General features: G+C 60.0%; 12 protein-coding genes. 1 reads left to right on the top strand and 11 read right to left on the bottom strand.

Going from position 1 to position 15671, the window contains the following annotated elements:
• Position 1: 1 nt before the first annotated feature.
• The 4 genes from BMW76_RS24985 to BMW76_RS24970 all read right to left on the bottom strand — a co-directional run bounded on the left by BMW76_RS24985 (position 2) and on the right by BMW76_RS24970 (position 5766).
• A complete protein-coding gene (locus BMW76_RS24985; protein ID WP_090870067.1) occupies positions 2 to 1066 on the bottom strand; it encodes a WD40/YVTN/BNR-like repeat-containing protein in 1065 nt (354 codons plus the stop codon).
• Positions 1067 to 1198: 132 nt separating this feature from the next.
• Entirely contained in the window at positions 1199 to 2533 is a 1335-nt protein-coding gene (locus tag BMW76_RS24980) for a DUF1329 domain-containing protein (protein WP_245763368.1), read from the bottom strand.
• A gap of 171 nt (positions 2534 to 2704) precedes the next feature.
• Positions 2705 to 4054, bottom strand: coding sequence for a DUF1329 domain-containing protein (locus tag BMW76_RS24975; RefSeq protein ID WP_090870065.1), 1350 nt, complete (start codon positions 4052 to 4054; stop codon positions 2705 to 2707).
• A 14-nt stretch (positions 4055 to 4068) separates the two neighbouring features.
• Positions 4069 to 5766 (bottom strand): DUF1302 domain-containing protein, encoded by a 1698-nt coding sequence (locus tag BMW76_RS24970; RefSeq protein ID WP_090870063.1) that lies wholly within the window; start codon positions 5764 to 5766, stop codon positions 4069 to 4071.
• 1345 nt (positions 5767 to 7111) lie between these two features.
• Between BMW76_RS24970 and BMW76_RS24960 the strand changes: the two genes are divergently transcribed.
• Positions 7112 to 7771, top strand: a complete 660-nt coding sequence (locus BMW76_RS24960) for a TetR/AcrR family transcriptional regulator (protein ID WP_090870059.1) — start codon at positions 7112 to 7114, stop codon at positions 7769 to 7771.
• 93 nt (positions 7772 to 7864) lie between these two features.
• Here the strand turns inward: BMW76_RS24960 and BMW76_RS24955 are convergent, their stop codons facing one another.
• The 7 genes from BMW76_RS24955 to BMW76_RS24925 all read right to left on the bottom strand — a co-directional run bounded on the left by BMW76_RS24955 (position 7865) and on the right by BMW76_RS24925 (position 15640).
• Complete coding sequence (locus BMW76_RS24955; protein WP_090870057.1) at positions 7865 to 9094, bottom strand: cytochrome P450; 1230 nt, start codon at positions 9092 to 9094, stop codon at positions 7865 to 7867.
• A gap of 72 nt (positions 9095 to 9166) precedes the next feature.
• Positions 9167 to 10300, bottom strand: a complete 1134-nt coding sequence (locus BMW76_RS24950; RefSeq protein ID WP_090870055.1) for an acyl-CoA dehydrogenase family protein — start codon at positions 10298 to 10300, stop codon at positions 9167 to 9169.
• A gap of 9 nt (positions 10301 to 10309) precedes the next feature.
• On the bottom strand, positions 10310 to 11518 hold the full coding sequence (locus BMW76_RS24945; protein ID WP_090870053.1) for an acyl-CoA dehydrogenase family protein: 1209 nt from the start codon (positions 11516 to 11518) through the stop codon (positions 10310 to 10312).
• Between the two features lie 54 nt (positions 11519 to 11572).
• Positions 11573 to 12442: a MaoC/PaaZ C-terminal domain-containing protein gene (locus tag BMW76_RS24940; RefSeq protein ID WP_090870051.1), complete on the bottom strand. Its 870-nt coding sequence runs from the start codon at positions 12440 to 12442 to the stop codon at positions 11573 to 11575.
• Between the two features lie 19 nt (positions 12443 to 12461).
• Positions 12462 to 13268 (bottom strand): enoyl-CoA hydratase, encoded by an 807-nt coding sequence (locus tag BMW76_RS24935; protein ID WP_090870049.1) that lies wholly within the window; start codon positions 13266 to 13268, stop codon positions 12462 to 12464.
• A gap of 18 nt (positions 13269 to 13286) precedes the next feature.
• Positions 13287 to 14453, bottom strand: coding sequence for an acyl-CoA dehydrogenase family protein (locus tag BMW76_RS24930; RefSeq protein WP_090870047.1), 1167 nt, complete (start codon positions 14451 to 14453; stop codon positions 13287 to 13289).
• Positions 14454 to 14485: 32 nt separating this feature from the next.
• Entirely contained in the window at positions 14486 to 15640 is a 1155-nt protein-coding gene (locus tag BMW76_RS24925) for an acyl-CoA dehydrogenase family protein (RefSeq protein WP_090870045.1), read from the bottom strand.
• Positions 15641 to 15671 lie beyond the last annotated feature (31 nt).

Raw genomic sequence — 15671 nt, 5'->3', positions numbered from 1 at the left:
CTTAGTTCGACTTCGATAATGCGATCCGCGACAGACCGGCCGCCCCGGCCAGCACTGCGGTATCGCCGCGCAGCGCCATGGCGAAGATTCCGCCCGCCTGGCTCGCACCCAGTGTATGAAACGTTACTCCCTGGTCCGCGCTCTCGATCAGTTCGCCCGCCTGCGTAGCGAGAATCAGGTGACCGTTCGGCAGTTCACCCGACGCAAGAATGCTCGCGCCCGTCGGCAGCGTGATCTTGTCCCACGTCGCGCCGCCGTCGGTGGAGCGATAGGCGCTGCCGAGCAAACCGTAGACGATCATCGCGTTGCCCGTGGAAGCGAGACCAAAGAAGCTGCCCTTTGAGGGCGTCGGCACTGCGACGAAACGCTGCTTGTCGGGATCGAGCTTGAGCAGCAGCCCCTGCTCGCCCACGATATAAAGCGTCCCGTTGATACGGCGCATCGCATGCAGGTTCAATGCGTCGGGATTGTCGACGCGATCGAACCAGGGCACCCAGCTCTTGCCGCCGTCCTCAGTGTGAAAAATGATGTTGAACGAACCAATGACCCAGCCTGTGCGCTCGTCATCGAACCAGACGTCGAGGAAAGGACGCCCCCCCTGGTCTGCCTCGAAGCGCTCGGCCTCTTCGCGCGATGCCTTGAGATTGGGCGAATCGCCCTGCTGCTTCGAGTAGTACTCGCGCATCAGCTTCGCAGCCTCCTGACCGTCGAGCTGCCGCGTCCAGCTATTGCCACCGTCGGTGGTATGGAGCACCTCGCCGTCGTGTCCGACCGCCCAGCCTAGCGCGGCCGACTTGAACGTAACGGCCACGAGATCGGAGCTCACCGGCACCTGCACCTGGCGCCAGTGCGTGGCGCCATCGTCAGAAACGAGAATCGCCCCGCGCGGACCTACCGCGACCAAACGCTGTCCAGTCTGCGCAAGCGCCATGAGCGGTTCATGTGCGGCCTGCGGGTTGATGACGGCAGGCGAGCGCATCGGGTCGGCAAATTCGGCATGGACCGCGGCGCTCGTGGCGCACGCCGCCGCGACGAGTGCCAGCCAACGAAACAGGGTATTGCGCATTGCGTCTCCTTCACAGTAACTGGCGATCGATCACGCGAACAGTCCTGGGCTTTTATGAAAACCTTGCTGTGCGCCATGCCACGCCTGCCCGGCATGGCGCACGTCCTGCGCCCTTCCTTGCGTCGGTGCCGGCTATCGCACGCCGGTCGATTGCATATGCTCAGGCGTAAAGAAGTCCTTCGCGAAGCTCGTGTTGAACATGATGCCCGGCGAGTCCGCCGGATGGCTGCCGAAGATATAGATGCCGCTATTGAAGTCGTAGAACCAGTTGCCGAGCGAATACGGCACCTTGTAGTCATAGGCGGGCACCGTGGTCTCGAAGCCGCCGCGATACAGCTTGCCCGACTGGTCGTACGCATCCATCATTCCGCCGCCGCCGTCCTCGTCGAAATAGAGCGTCTTCTTGCCATACACGTGACGCGAGCCCTGCTTGAGCGTCAACTCGACGATCCACACGCGGTGCAGTTCCCAGCGCACGTGATCCGGGTTCACGAAATGCGGCGTCAGGATCTTGCTCGCCGTCGTTTCGTATTGCTGCTTGTAGTCGTTGTACGGGATGTACATCTCTTTCTTGCCGACCAGCTTTGCATTCCAGCGGTCGATGCGCCCGTAGAACAACTGGATATCATCCATCGTGATCGCGCCGGAATAGCCGGGGTTCGGCGTGTCGTAGGCGAGATCGGGCGCCACGCGCACACGGCGCTGGCCCGGGCTGTATTGCCACGATTGCTGGTTGTGATCGGCCGTGTCCGTGAAGAACCAGTAGAGCGTGGTATCGCCGATCATTCGCGCCGGTGCCACGAAATCGTTGTTGATGTATTGCCAGATCGCGAGACCGCCCTTCTTTCTGAATTCACCTTCCTGCTTAAGATCGAAATACGGGTAGTACAGCGAGCTCTTGAATTGCGCCGCGAGAATCGGCGTGCCGCTCGAGTCTACCAGCCACGTCTTCACGTTATTGCGCTGAGCCGTGCCCACATAGCGCATTTCCCAATTCCACAGCGCTTCCTGACCATTCTTCGGCACCGGGAACGGCTTGCCGCCGAACGCGCCCGAAACGAACAGGCCGTTCTTTTCAAGCTTCGCGTTCTGCGCGTTCTTTTCCGAATTCTCCATATACCAGTCCGGATACGACACTGAGCGGTGCGTTGGATAAACATCCATCCGGTAGGTCGGGTAACGTTTGAACAGTTCGATCGAGCTAGCGCTCAGCTTCTCCGCGTATTGCTGGTAATTCTGGGCCGTGATTTGCAACACCGGCTTCTCACCGGGAAACGGGTCAGCCCACTTGCCCGAATCGGCCTTGAATCCGGCCGGAACCTGCGTAATTCCCCCCGTGTACGCGGGAATCGTACCGTCCTTGCTCCCGGCAATCTCCGCCCCGAAAGGCGTCACCCCGTTTTCGAGCGCATGAGTCATGGGCGCAGCGCAGATTGCTGCAGCAAGCGCGACCGCCTTAATCAACATCCGGTGCTTCTTCAAAACTGTCTCCATCACTTTCCAGATTGATCCAATATCAAAAGCAACAACGCCACTTTCGATGCGTACGACGCAAACCAGCCACTGCTAATGAGGCGTCCCTCCAGGCAATCCGGGCGGGACCCTCACTCAATACCTTATCGTCAACTCGGCACGCAACTAGCGCACACCCGCGGATTGCATGCGCTCCGGCGTGTAGTAGTCGTTCGGGAAGCTCACGTTGAAGAAGATCCCGGGCGATTCGGCCGGATGGCTGCCGAAGATATAGATGCCGCTGTTGAAGTCGTAGAACCAGTTGCCCATCGCATACGGCACCTTGTAGTCATACGCGGGAACCGTGGTCTGGAAGCCAGCACGATAGAGCTTGCCGGACTGGTCGTACGCGTCCATCATTCCGCCGCCGCCGTCCTCGTCGAAATACAGCGTCTTCTTACTGTAGATATGACGTGCGCCCTGCTTGAGCGTCAGTTCCACGACCCACACGCGGTGCAACTCCCACCGGACATAGTCCGGATTCACGAAATGCGGCGTGAGGATCTTGCTCGCCGGCGTTTCGTATTGCTGCTTGTAGTCGTTATAGGGAATATACATTTCCTTCTTGCCGACCAGCTTCGCGTTCCAGCGGTCGATCTTCCCGTAGAACAACTGGATGTCGTCCATCGTAATTGCGCCGGAATAGCCGGGGTTCGGCGTATCGTAGGCAAGATCGGGGGCCACGCGAACGCGGCGCTGACCCGGGTTGTATTGCCACGATTGCTGATCGTGATCCGCCGAATCTGTGAAGTACCAGAAGAGCGTGGTATCGCCGATCAGACGAGCCGGTGCGGCGTAGTCGTTATAGACCTGATACCAGATCGCGAGCGGACCCTTCTTCCGAAACTCAGCCTCGTACTTCGGCTCGAAGTACGGATAAAGCAGCGAGCTCTTGAACTGCGCAGCAAGAATCGGCGTGCCGCTCGAATCGACCAGCCACGTTTTCACGTTGTTTTTCTGGGCCGTGCCGACATAGTGCATTTCCCAATCCCACAACGCCTCCTGACCATTCTTTGGTACCGGGAACGGTTTGCCACCGAACGCGCCCGTAATATAGAGACCGTTCTTTTCGAGCTTGGCGCTTTCGGAGTTCTTTTCCGAGTTCTCAAGATACCAATCCGGATACGAAACGGAGCGGTGCGTCGGGTAGACGTCCATCCGGTAAGCCGGATAGCGCTTAAACAGTTCGATCGAAGCGGCGCTCAGCTTGTCGGCGTATTGCTGATAGTTCTGAGCCGTGATTTGCAGAACAGGCTTTTCACCCGTAAACGGGTCCGCCCATTTTCCGGAGTCGGCCTTGAAGCCAGTCGGAAACTGCTTGATGCCTCCCGTGTATGCGGGAATCGTGCCGTCCTTGTTGCCGGCAATTTCCGCTCCGAACGGCGTGAGCCCGTTCTCGATGGCCGACGTATAGGGTGAAGCCCAAACTGCAGCGAGTACCGCCAGCGCCTTAAGCAACCTTGAGAATCTTTTCACAGCTGTCTCCATTATCAAAACGTTGTCTGATATGTGATGCCGAGCCACGACTTGTCGCTGTAGGGTGCCCCGAGAGCAGTTGCGGCACCTGCAGTCGAATACCCCTTCTTGTTCATGTAATACGTGTAGGTGATGTCCACCTCATGCTTGTTGTAGATCGTGAAATCAAGCCCGACCACGAAGGTGTTCTGCCCTTGTGCTTCGGCCGCTGGCGTGATGACCGATGAATAGCCTTTCAGATTCAGGTTGACGAACAGTGGCATGGTCAGATCGACACCCGGAAATACCTGATACCACTGAGGGCTCGCACCAATGCCCAGCCCCGCCCAGAAGCGCGTCGAGCAGTTGTTGAACGCGGAGTTGCCCGACGCGGAACATTGGCCAGTGGTGTCATAGCTGGAATTGGCGAAGTTCCCCGCATGCGATTGCACGCTCAGCAGCTGGTTGAACGAGAATTCCGCCTGCAGGAACATGTTGTCCCACAAAGGCGACTTGCCGAACGACTGCGTGACATTCAGCAAACCATGCAGCGTGCGCCCCGTCGGCGCGTCGTTGACCGTCGTCGTGTTGACGGCGTTTAGCGGCATGTTCCAGCGATACGAAAGTTCGCCGGCCACTGCCGCATTGCCGATCGCACTGTTGAAGCCCGCGCCGATCAGGTTCACATTGTTGCCGTACTTCGCCGTGATACCAGGGAGGTTGGTTCCCGGGAACAGTTGCGGTCCGGCACCGGGGAGTAGCACCGCCGCCCAAGGCATCTTCATCGCGAAATGGCGGTATGTGAATTCGTAAGTCGTCGCGAGTGAATCGACACGCCATTTGCCGTCGAGGCCGATGTCGCCAATCTGGCCTTTCGTCGGGGCGACGCGCGGGAGCGCGAATGTCCCTAATCCAGGGATGGTTTCGTAGCTGGCGATGGGCGGCCCATAGAGAATCGGGTCCGCACCGCCGAAATAGGTGCCGCCTTCAGGCAGGCGGTCGTGGTTCCATTCGAAGGTGTACTGCGCCGCGAGGGTGAACGTGTCGGTGATGTTCGCCGAGACGTTTGCCTGTGCCGTCGGTAGCACGATTTCCTTGAGCGATGCGCTGGGACTTTGTGTCAGCTTCATCAGGTCGAGCGGCTGCTGACCGATTGCCACCGAGTTCGCTCCCCCCAGCGTTGCGAACGCGGACTGCCCCCAGGTAAGTGCCGTTCGGCCGAGCTTGACGTTGACTGAATGGCCACCGACGTCAAAAGTGTTGAACACGAACGCGTCACGCAACTCCGCGCTTGGCCCCCGGTAATACTTCTTGATGTAGCTCGTGTATTCGTTGTTGGGATAGTTGGGCTGAAATGCGGGATTGCTCGTATCGTGGTTCTTGAACGTCGGGTCGTACCACGCGTCCATGCTGACGCGGAAACCGGACTTTTCCTTGTACTTGAAATCGAATTCGCTGTAGAGGTTCAACCTCGACTGGATCGTGCTGAACTTCGGGGTCGACAGATCGCCTTCGTCGTAGGTCGGACTGTTCGTATAGAAATGGTCCGGATTCTGAAGCCGGATGTCGTAGTCCGCACGAACCGTGTTATCCCATTCCATGTCAATGTCCGGGTTCGGCACATCGAAGTGGAAGGCGTTGGCGTTCGCGCTCCATAACCCGCACACCGCAGCGATACAGGTCGCGTGCACACCAAGGCTGATCGCACTTGGCTTCAGACTCTGCTTTTTCATTCGTCTCCTCTTGTCCTTTGTCGAACTGCCGCAGAAACGGCCAAGGCCGCTGGACTGCCGCAGACGTTTAGCAATGAAGCGAAACCGGCCTCCCTACCTCGTCAGCATCGCGTCTCTGACACCTCCTACCGCATCACCACAATACGAATGCTGTTCGCAAAGATAAACGCTCGAAACCTGACTGTCAACGCTCGCTCACCCCTATGCGATGCATTTTCTCGAACGTCGTTCAAAATTCTGGGCAAACGTAAGTTTGAGATCGGTGATGTACTGAAGCGGGTGTGTGCATGACCGGGGCCACTGCGGTTCCAACTGCGTGCAGAGCGCGTTGCGCTAATGAGTTGTTGGCGACGCTTGCATTTGCGAGGCGTCCGCCTCGCCTGCGCGGACTAGCGATGCAATCTATGGATAGCTTTCGGCAACCCGTCAGCGCGGATCATGAATCGATGTGCAGGACGGACATAGCCAGGAAACTTTCACTCTGGTGCCGTACGCGGTACAGATCACGGACGAGGCGGCGTTTCGTCTTACGATTCGAACGCGAAAGGAGGACCAATCGCAGGAGCAGCCAGAACGCCTATGCGATCGGGTCAGCTTCTTGGGCAGTCCTTCCGTACATCCTCGTCACGGACGGCGACTAGCGAAAACCGTTATCCCGTTCCTGCGCAGGAGTGCATTTCTGGTTTTCGGGGAGAAGGTGGGAATACGCGCCAAGCCCCGTCGTCGTGCCGAAAGAAGAATATGGCAAGGGACTTATCCGAAGCCGTCGACCGGGCGAGGACACACCTCGTCTGGCTCGAATTTGCGAAAGTACATCGGGTCACATGCACCGGGGTGGTCGCAGTAGGCGCGAGCCACTTGTCGATGAGCGAACGCAAAGAACGTTCTCCAAGCTTCATGCCCTGCTCCTTCAACCGCCCTACGCGCGCCCTGGACGACCACACCCACGAACGCAGAATGGGGATCTTAACCAGCGAATCCTGACAGCTGCGTATCTCATGCACTGGCTTCTCGCACGGTCCGAAATGTGTCTTGTGACTAAATATTAGTGGTCAGTAGACCCATTATCAAGGGCCAACTGTACTAGGGGAAATGCTGGTGTGGAAACGACTGAGCTGCTTGAGGTAGGATATACGGTGCCGCAGCGACAATATCGCACGCTATCTGGAATCAATTAGTCTACTGACGTGCTATTTATTCGTCATTTGACTAGTACCAGACTAAAGTCGCGCTGTCCGATCAGAACCGAACGACGCTCGTATCAGGCAGGGAATGGTCTGCAGGCTTACACATTTCGGACTGACAACGCGCGCGGGGACAGCAATCGCCAAGGAGAGGCCAATAGATGAAAGACCTGACTATCTCATCTGCAGATCTCGGCAACACGGCAGCAGATGCACCCAGGCGGCGAGGGAACAGAAGTACCCGTGTGCCAGCCATCATCGAAGTGGCGATCGACGTCTTCGCGTCAGAAGGTAACGCTGGATTCACTCAACGCCGCATCGCCAGCGACGCAGGAATCCGACTGAGAACCTTGCAGCATTACTTCAGCACTCGCGAAGAACTATTGCGGGCCGCGATCGAGGCATTCACGAATCGCTATTTCGAACACTATCGGACGATCGCCGAGGACAAACTGCGGCCACCGGAGGCCCGGCTGGATATCATCGTCGACGAGGCGTTCTCTGTACTGACGGCGACGGGCGGTAATCGCGTTAGCGCCTTTGTTCTGGAATGCTGGAGCCTGGCAGAGCATGAACCCTTTCTGCGTGCTCTGATGGCGAAATCGACCGCGAATTTCCAGGAGCTCCTGGCGGAACTGATCGCAAAGATAAACCCAACCTTGGCGTCGGGAGAATGTACGCTGCGTGGCGCACTGCTCCTTTCACATCTACAAGGTCTGGTCGTCTTTCTTCGCCGGTCCGAAGCGAGCACACCCGATCCTGACTCGTTCCGTCACGCCATGAAGGTCGTCTGGCGAGCGTTAAGCAAAGCATCTCCATAACCTGGGGTGCGTATGCACGCGCCAGGGTCACGCCCGAATGTAGCGAGCGGCGCGCACCATGCAACGTGCGCACCGCCTTCTACAGATACATGCTCAGCGCAGCACTTCCCAAACAAGAGGCAAGTGGTATAGCGTGCCGTTCACGCCGCCATGAACACCCGCCTTCTCACCCGGCTTGATCTGGAAATCCGGAATACGCTTGAGCCATTCCTGAAGGAAAACCTTCAACTCCACGCGCGCAAGGAACGAGCCGGGACAACGATGCGCACCATTGCCGAACGTCGAATGAATCGGGGTGGGCCGCGCAAAATCGACGGTGAGCGGGTCGTCGAACTTTCTCTCGTCGAGACCGTGCAGCGTAGTCGGCATGATGATCATGTCGCCTGCTTTCAAATGCACGCCCTTGTAGTCGAAATCGTGAGTGATCCGCCGCCCCTGGTTGACTACCGGGAAACGCCGCAATAGCTCGTCAACGGCCTTTTGCGTCAGCTCGGGATTATCGATGAGCTGCTTGCGGTGCGCGGGGCTCCCAGCGAGAAAGCTCGCGATGAACCCCATTGCGGACGCAACCGTATCGAGGCCGCCAATCAGTACAAGTCCGCACAGACCGCGAACCTCGTCGTCGGTCAGCGCGCGCCCGTCGATCTTCGAATTCACAATTTTGCTGATGAGATCGTCGCCCGGATTCGCGCGCCGTTCGGCGATCTTTACGCCAAGGTACTGGAAAATCGCGCCGAGCGCGGCAAGCTTCTCGTTGGCGTCCACTGGACGGACCATCTTGTCGGCAAGGCCCAGCAGGTACTCGCGATCCTCGGCGGGCAACGCCACCATGTTCATGAAAATACCGATCGGCAGATGCTGCGCGAACCCCGAGACGAACTCAACCTCGCCCTTGGGGTAGAAGTCCTCGATCAATTCGATCGCCATTTCCCGCGCCTTTTCTTCGAGCTTGCTGATCGCCTGCGGCATGAACGCGGGCGCGATCAACGCACGATAGGCTGTGTGCTGCGGAGGATCGAAGAAGATCGGCGGCAACGGCTGATGCTCGACCAGCGGCACTGTGAGCTGCTTCGACGAGAAGTTCTCGTAGTCTTTGAGGATGTGATAGATGTCGTCGCCGCGCGTTGCGATCCAGTGTCCGCCATTCCGAGGCGTCCAGAAAATGTCGGGAATATCTTCGGCGTGCAGCTTCTTGAGCGAGAGATGGTAGTCGTCTTCGGCGCCGGGCGGATGATAGATATCGATGTCGAATACCCGCTCAGGCGAAACGTGCGCGGGTACCGGCGCCAGCTCCTGAGTTGCGCCATGGCCAGCTGCTGACATAAGGTTGTCTCCTTTCTTCGAATAGACGGGTATGGGCAGTCGGAATCAATCTTGCTGCTGGATGAGTTGCGGTTACAAGAACGCGCCGTATAGCTCGACATGGTGCTCTGTGTTTCCCCAGGTCATGTCGATGCAAGTGAGGCGCTTCACATACCAACCCACCGCCAGCTCGTCCGTCATGCCCATCCCACCGTGAAGCTGCACCGCCTGCTGCGCGACGAAGCGCGCGCTGCGCCCGATGAGCGCTTTCGCGGCGGTCACAGCTCGATGGGCGGCAAGGTCATCGTCCTCGCCAAGCTTGGCGGCCGCGAAATAGACGATCGATTTCGCATGTTCCACCGCGGTCAAAATATCGGCAGCGCGATGCTGCAGTGCCTGGAATTTGCCGATCGGCGAACCAAACTGCTTACGTGTGCGCAAATACTCAAAGGTCAGATCGCTCAACCGCGACATCGCACCCACCGCCTCGGCGCACAGTGCGAATATGCCTTGATCGACGGTCCATTCGAGCAATGCGTAACCCTGATCGATCGTGCCGATCACCGCCTGCGGGTCGACTCGCACCCCGTTCAGCACCACCTCCGCGACACGCTGGCCATCGAGTGCCGGAAACCCCTTGACGCTCACACCTTGCGCGCGCGCATCGACAGCGAAGAGCGTGATGCCGTGCTTGTCCGCCTGCTCGCCTGCGGTCCGTGCGGAAACAAGCAGAATGTCCGCGCTGTCGCCATGCAGTACGACGCCCTTCCGTCCGTTCAGGACGAAACCGTCACGCGTTGCTTCGGCCCTCGTCGAAACGTTCCATAAATCGAAACGCGCGCCGGGTTCGAGCGTCGCCAGCGCGGTCTTCAGGCTACCGTCTGCGATACCGGCCAGCAGCTCCGCTTTGCGGGCCTTGTGCCCCGCGCGCCCAATGAGCTTCGCGCCGATCACAGCCGAGGAAACAAACGGCTCCAGCACGAGTCCACGGCCGAAGGCCTCCATGACGAGCATGGTTTCCACCGGGCCCATGCCAAGGCCGCCATGGTCCTGCGGCACGTTCAGCGCCAGCACGCCCATTTCGGCGAGCGTGGACCAGTGCGCATCCGACCAGCCCTGCGGGCTGGCGGCGAGACGGCGCCTCGCCTCGAAGTCGTATTCCTTTTCGACGAACCGACCGACCACGTCGGCCAGCATCTGTTCCTCTTCAACCAGCGTGAAGTCCATGGCGTGTCCTCAGATGCCGAGCGCCTGCTTGGCGATGATGTTTTTTTGCACTTCAGTCGAACCGCCGTAGATCGATATCTTGCGCCAGTCCAGGTAGTGCGCAGCCAACGCATTGAGCAGTTCGCCGTTCGCGGTTTCGCCGCGCCAGTCCGCCTCCAGCGCTTCGCTCACGAAAGGCACCGCGTAGGGGCCTGCGCATTCCATGATCAGCTCGGTTAGCTCCTGCTGAATCTCCGAACCGCGGATCTTCAGCACCGAGGCTTCCGGTCCGATTGGACGCCCTGCGGTTTCGGCCGAGACGACGCGCAGAAGCGACCATTCGTGAGCGATCAAGTCGATCTCCACCTTGGCGATGCGATCGCGAAAGCGCACGTCCTCGATGAGCGGTTTGCCATGCTTACGCTCGGTGCTCGCAATCTCCTTGAGACGCCGCATGAAACGCTTGCAGTTGCCAAGGCCGGCGATATTGGTGCGCTCATGTCCGAGCAGATACTTCGCGATCGACCAGCCACGATGCTCCTCGCCGACGAGATTGCTCACCGGCACTTCCACGTTATCGAAGAACACTTCGTTGACGTCGTGACCGCCGTCCAGTGTGCGAATGGGTCTAACCGTGATACCGGGCGTCGACATATCGATCAGCAGGAACGAGATGCCTTCCTGCGGGCGGCCGCTGCCGTCAGTGCGCACGAGGCAGAAAATCCAGTTCGCCCATTGCGCGAACGAGGTCCAGATCTTCTGGCCGTTGACGACGTAGAACGTTTGACCGTCACGCTCGACACGTTCAGCACGTGTCTTAAGGGAAGCCAGATCGGAACCCGCGCCCGGCTCGGAATAGCCCTGGCACCACCAGTCCTCCATCGAGAGGATGCGCGGCAGGAACCGCTCGCGCTGCGCATCGGTGCCGAATTTCTGGATCACAGGTCCGACCATCGAAAGGCCGAACGGCATCTGGCGCGGCGCGCCAGCGGTGAAGCATTCCTCATCGAAGATGTTGCGCTGCGCGGCGTCCCAGGCGGCGCCGCCGAATTGGACGGGCCATGCGGGTGCGCCCCAACCCTTTTCAGCCAGAATGCGTTGCCAGCGCACATAGTCTTCGCGCGGCACATGGCGGAAGTTCAGCACGCGCTCGCGGATATCGTCAGGCAAATGGGTTGCTACGAATTCACGCACAGTGGCGCGAAATCCCTTCTCGGCGGGACTCTCTCTCAGGTCCATCGTCAGGCTCCAGTGGCTGCCCGGCAAAGCGCTTCGGCGCTGCCAGGCGCGGTTTCACGCAATTTCCGCGATTCCGTTGTTCAGCACCACCACATCGCGCGCGTCCACGCGCGCGCGCAGATGCAGACGTGCGGCGCTATCCCGCCAGAACTGGAAACGCACTTCTTCGCCCGGATAAACCGGCGAGGTCAGGCGCAGCGCAAGTCGCTTCAGACGCGAGGCATCGTTGCCGGCGAAGGTGCGAATCGCGGCGTAGCCCGCGATGCCATAGGTCGCGAGGCCATGAAGAATGGGGCGGCTGAATCCCGCCTTCGACGCCACCTCAGGATCCGCGTGCAGCGGATTGGCGTCGCCCGAAAGGCGGTAGATCAACGCGGCATGGGCACCGGTGGAAAAGACGTACTCGGCATCCGGCGCACGTTCCGGCACAGGCGGAAGTGCTTCGGGCGGCACGTCGCTCACGCCCGATTCAGCGCTGAACCCTCCGTCGCCGCGCAGAAAGGACACTTGCCGGACTTCAGCGAGTTGCTCACCCGTCGAGGCGTCGATGATGTCACGCATGAGCTCGACGATCGCCCCCTTGCCCGCGCCTTTATCCGAGATGCGGCTCACACGCGTCTTGCTGACAATGGTCGCGGCGACCGGCATCGGTCGCACGAAGCGGACGTCCTGTTCACCATGCACGAGCTTCAGATAGTCGATGCCCGTACGCGGGTCGCGCATCCACGATTTCGGCCACGCAAACGCAGCCGCGCAAGTCGGCATTGCCTGCAAATCCTTTTCGTAGACGTAGCGCAGCTGGTCGGCGTCGAGCGGGTCTCCGCCCAGGCCGAGACCCAGCGAGTACAGCATCACGTCGCGCTCGTTGTACGTCTGCGTGACATCTTCAATAGGCCAGTTCTTGACGACTTCGTAGTTCAGCATGAGGTAGTCCTGTAGGTGCTCAGTAGTCCGTGAAGTTGGGCTTACGCTTCTCGAGGAAGCTCGCCATGCCTTCCTTGTAGTCATCGCACTGGTTGGCGATCGGCATGTCCAGACCAGCGGACATGACCGCCTCGTGGGGCGTCTGGAACGGCACGTCCCAGACCTGTTCCTTCATGATGCGCATCGAGCGCGGCGAGCAGAACTCCGCCATTTCGCGCGCGTAGGCGTAAGTCTCTTCGACCAGCTTCTCCGCCGGGATCGCCCGGTTTACGAGCCCCATACGCTCGGCTTCGCGCCCCTTGATCTTGCGTCCCGAGAGCAGCAGGTCGAGTGCGTGTGCCTGGCCAACGTGGCGCGCGAGTATCCAGGCCATACCGTATTCAGCGGTCAGACCGCGACGCGCGAATGCCGTGGTAATGGTGGCGTCTTCCGACGCGAACCGGATGTCGCAAAAGAGCGCGTGAATCAGGCCGATGCCGACGGTCGCGCCATTGAGCATGGCGATTACCGGTTTAGGAATGGCTGGGTAATACGAGCAGCGCGTCTGCCAGTCAGCGCGCTTGCGCATATCGAACGGGCGCGGCAGCTTGGTCATCAGCGCGGCAGGGTCGCCACCGAAGCTGTGGATATCGCCACCCGCGCAAAATGCCTTCCCCGCGCCGGTGAAAACGATGACACGCACGCCGCGGTCCGCGCCCGCCGCCTGCATTGCCTCGTACACCTCCGTCGCCACCTGGTCGTTCCAGGTGTTCATGTGTTCAGGACGGTTGAGCGTGATCGTCGCGATACGGTCCTTCACGTCGTACAGAATGGTCTCGAAGCGCATGAGATCCTCCCTCGATGTTCAGAATGAGCGCGGCAGGTCGAGCACATGCTCGGCGACGTACGACAGGATCAGGTTTGTCGAAATCGGTGCCACCTGATAAAGCCGCGTTTCGCGGAACTTGCGTTCGACATCGTATTCGCAGGCAAAGCCGAAGCCGCCATGCGTCTGCAAGCAGGCATTCGCCGCCTTCCACGAAGCCGTTGCCGCGAGGTGCTTCGCCATATTCGCTTCCGCGCCGCACGCCTGATGGTTGTCGAACAGCTCGCAGGCTTTGTAGCGCATGAGATCCGCCGCGCGCACGTCGATGTACGCCTCGGCGATCGGAAACTGGATGCCCTGGTTCATACCGATTGGCCGGTCGAAGACGATACGCTCGCTGGCGTATTTCGATGCGCGGTCAACGAACCAGTAGCCGTCACCGATGCACTCGGCCGCGATCAGTGCGCGCTCGGCATTGAGCCCGTCGAGAATGTACTTGAAGCCCTTGCCTTCCTCGCCAATCAGGTTCTCTTCAGGAATTTCCAGATTGTCGAAGAACAGTTCGTTCGTCTCGTGATTGACCATGTTGGGAATCGGCCGCACCGTTAGACCATTGCCGATAGCGTGGTGCAGGTCCACGAGGAAGCACGACAGTCCATCCGACTTTTTCTTCACATCCGACAAGGGCGTGGTGCGCGCGAGCAGGATCATCATGTCCGAATGCTGCACGCGCGAAATCCATACCTTCTGTCCATTGACCACGTAGCGGCCGTCCTTTTTCACGGCGGTGGTCTTCAGCTTCGTGGTGTCCGTGCCCGTGGTCGGCTCGGTCACGCCCATCGACTGCAGGCGCAGTTCGCCGCTCGCGATCTTCGGCAGGTATGTGCGCTTTTGCGCTTCCGAGCCGTTACGCAGCAGCGTGTTCATGTTGTACATCTGGCCGTGACAGAACCCGGAGTTGCCGCCGTTGCGGTTGATCTCCTCCATGATCACGGACGCCTCGGTCAGCCCGAGGCCCGAACCACCGTACTCTTGAGGAATCAGCGCCGCCATCCAACCGGCTTTCGTCAACGCGTCGACAAACGCCTCCGGGTAGACGCGCTCGTGATCGATGCGGCGCCAGTACTCATCGGGATATTCTTTCGAGAGGTCACGCAGGGCGTCGCGCAGTTCCTGATATTGATCGGGGGTGGAAATTCGGCTCATGAATGGTTTCCGTATACTTGGCTGGACGCGGCTTACGCTGCTGCATCGATCAGCCCGCCGGCGTTGGCGAGCTGGGTCAGATGATGTTCCGTCGAGCCGAACTGGATATCGATTACGCTCAGGCGTCGCAGGTAGTGGCCGATCTTGCACTCCTCGGTCATCCCGATGCCGCCGTGCAACTGCACGCCTTGCTGGCCGACGAAGCGGCCCGAGCGCCCGATCTGCACTTTCGCCGCGGACATGCTGCGGTCGCGTTGCTCCGCATCCGGCTCTTCGCTCATCATGGTTGCGAAGAGCGCCATGCTGCGCGCCTGCTCCACCATGACCAGCATGTCGACGGCGCGATGCTGGAGCGCCTGAAAGGAACCGATAGGCACGCCAAACTGCTTGCGGACCTTCAGATACTCCACGGTCTCTTCGTGCGCGGCGGCCATCGCGCCGACGGCTTCTGCGCTCACTGCTGCAATTGCGTGCGCAACGACTGTTTCGATCAGCGGTAATGCGGCACCCGCGACTCCCAGCACGTCGCTATCTGGAACGCGCACGCCTGACAACTCGATGTCTGCCGCGCGCAGCCGGTCTTGCGTCGGATACGCGAGGCGCGTCACGCCCGCCGCGTCGCCTCTGACCACGAACAGGCCGACGCCGTCGCGCTCCCGCCTGCCGCCGGACACACGCGCCGACACCACGAGAAGATCGGCGCTGCCGCCGTGCAGCACGATGCGCTTGGCGCCGTCGATCACCCATCCGTCGCCGTCGCGCCGCGCGGTGGTCGCCACGTCCGCCAGGTCGTACCGCGACTGCGCTTCGCTGTGCGCGAAGGCCATCAGCAGTTCGCCCTGCGCAATCTGCGGCAGAATTGCCGCGCGTTGCGCAGCGTTGCCGCCAAGGCGCACAAAGCCGCCGCCCAGTACGACTGTTGAGAGGTACGGCTCGACCGCGAGACCGCGACCCAACGCCTCCATGACGACCATCGTTTCAACAGGACCGCAGTTGCTGCCGCCGTACTCCTCGTCGAATGAAAGGCCCAGCAGCCCCATCCCGGCATAGCGCGCCCATTGCGCGCGGCTGAAGCCGTCCGGCTCCGCAAGGTACTTCGCGCGTTGCTCGAAGCCGTACTCGTCCTTGACGAGACGCTCGACGCTATCCTTGAGCATGCGTTGCTCATCGGTGAAATCAAAGTCCATAGCCCATGCTTCTCCGCTGTTCGACCGTCGC

Source organism: Paraburkholderia diazotrophica (assembly GCF_900108945.1).
Lineage (GTDB): Bacteria > Pseudomonadota > Gammaproteobacteria > Burkholderiales > Burkholderiaceae > Paraburkholderia > Paraburkholderia diazotrophica.
Note: the sequence above shows the minus strand (reverse complement) of the source record. Positions and strands in the feature narration are given on the sequence as shown.

Bases quoted from the DNA above. Each gene is read 5' to 3' on its own strand.
- BMW76_RS24985 (WP_090870067.1), bottom strand. From the start codon at position 1,066: ATGCGCAATACCCTGTTTCGTTGGCTGGCACTCGTCGCGGCGGCGTGC.
- BMW76_RS24980 (WP_245763368.1), bottom strand. From the start codon at position 2,533: ATGTTGATTAAGGCGGTCGCGCTTGCTGCAGCAATCTGCGCTGCGCCC.
- BMW76_RS24970 (WP_090870063.1), bottom strand. From the start codon at position 5,766: ATGAAAAAGCAGAGTCTGAAGCCAAGTGCGATCAGCCTTGGTGTGCAC.
- BMW76_RS24960 (WP_090870059.1), top strand. From the start codon at position 7,112: ATGAAAGACCTGACTATCTCATCTGCAGATCTCGGCAACACGGCAGCA.
- BMW76_RS24955 (WP_090870057.1), bottom strand. From the start codon at position 9,094: ATGTCAGCAGCTGGCCATGGCGCAACTCAGGAGCTGGCGCCGGTACCC.
- BMW76_RS24950 (WP_090870055.1), bottom strand. From the start codon at position 10,300: ATGGACTTCACGCTGGTTGAAGAGGAACAGATGCTGGCCGACGTGGTC.
- BMW76_RS24945 (WP_090870053.1), bottom strand. From the start codon at position 11,518: ATGGACCTGAGAGAGAGTCCCGCCGAGAAGGGATTTCGCGCCACTGTG.
- BMW76_RS24940 (WP_090870051.1), bottom strand. From the start codon at position 12,442: ATGCTGAACTACGAAGTCGTCAAGAACTGGCCTATTGAAGATGTCACG.
- BMW76_RS24935 (WP_090870049.1), bottom strand. From the start codon at position 13,268: ATGCGCTTCGAGACCATTCTGTACGACGTGAAGGACCGTATCGCGACG.
- BMW76_RS24930 (WP_090870047.1), bottom strand. From the start codon at position 14,453: ATGAGCCGAATTTCCACCCCCGATCAATATCAGGAACTGCGCGACGCC.
- BMW76_RS24925 (WP_090870045.1), bottom strand. From the start codon at position 15,640: ATGGACTTTGATTTCACCGATGAGCAACGCATGCTCAAGGATAGCGTC.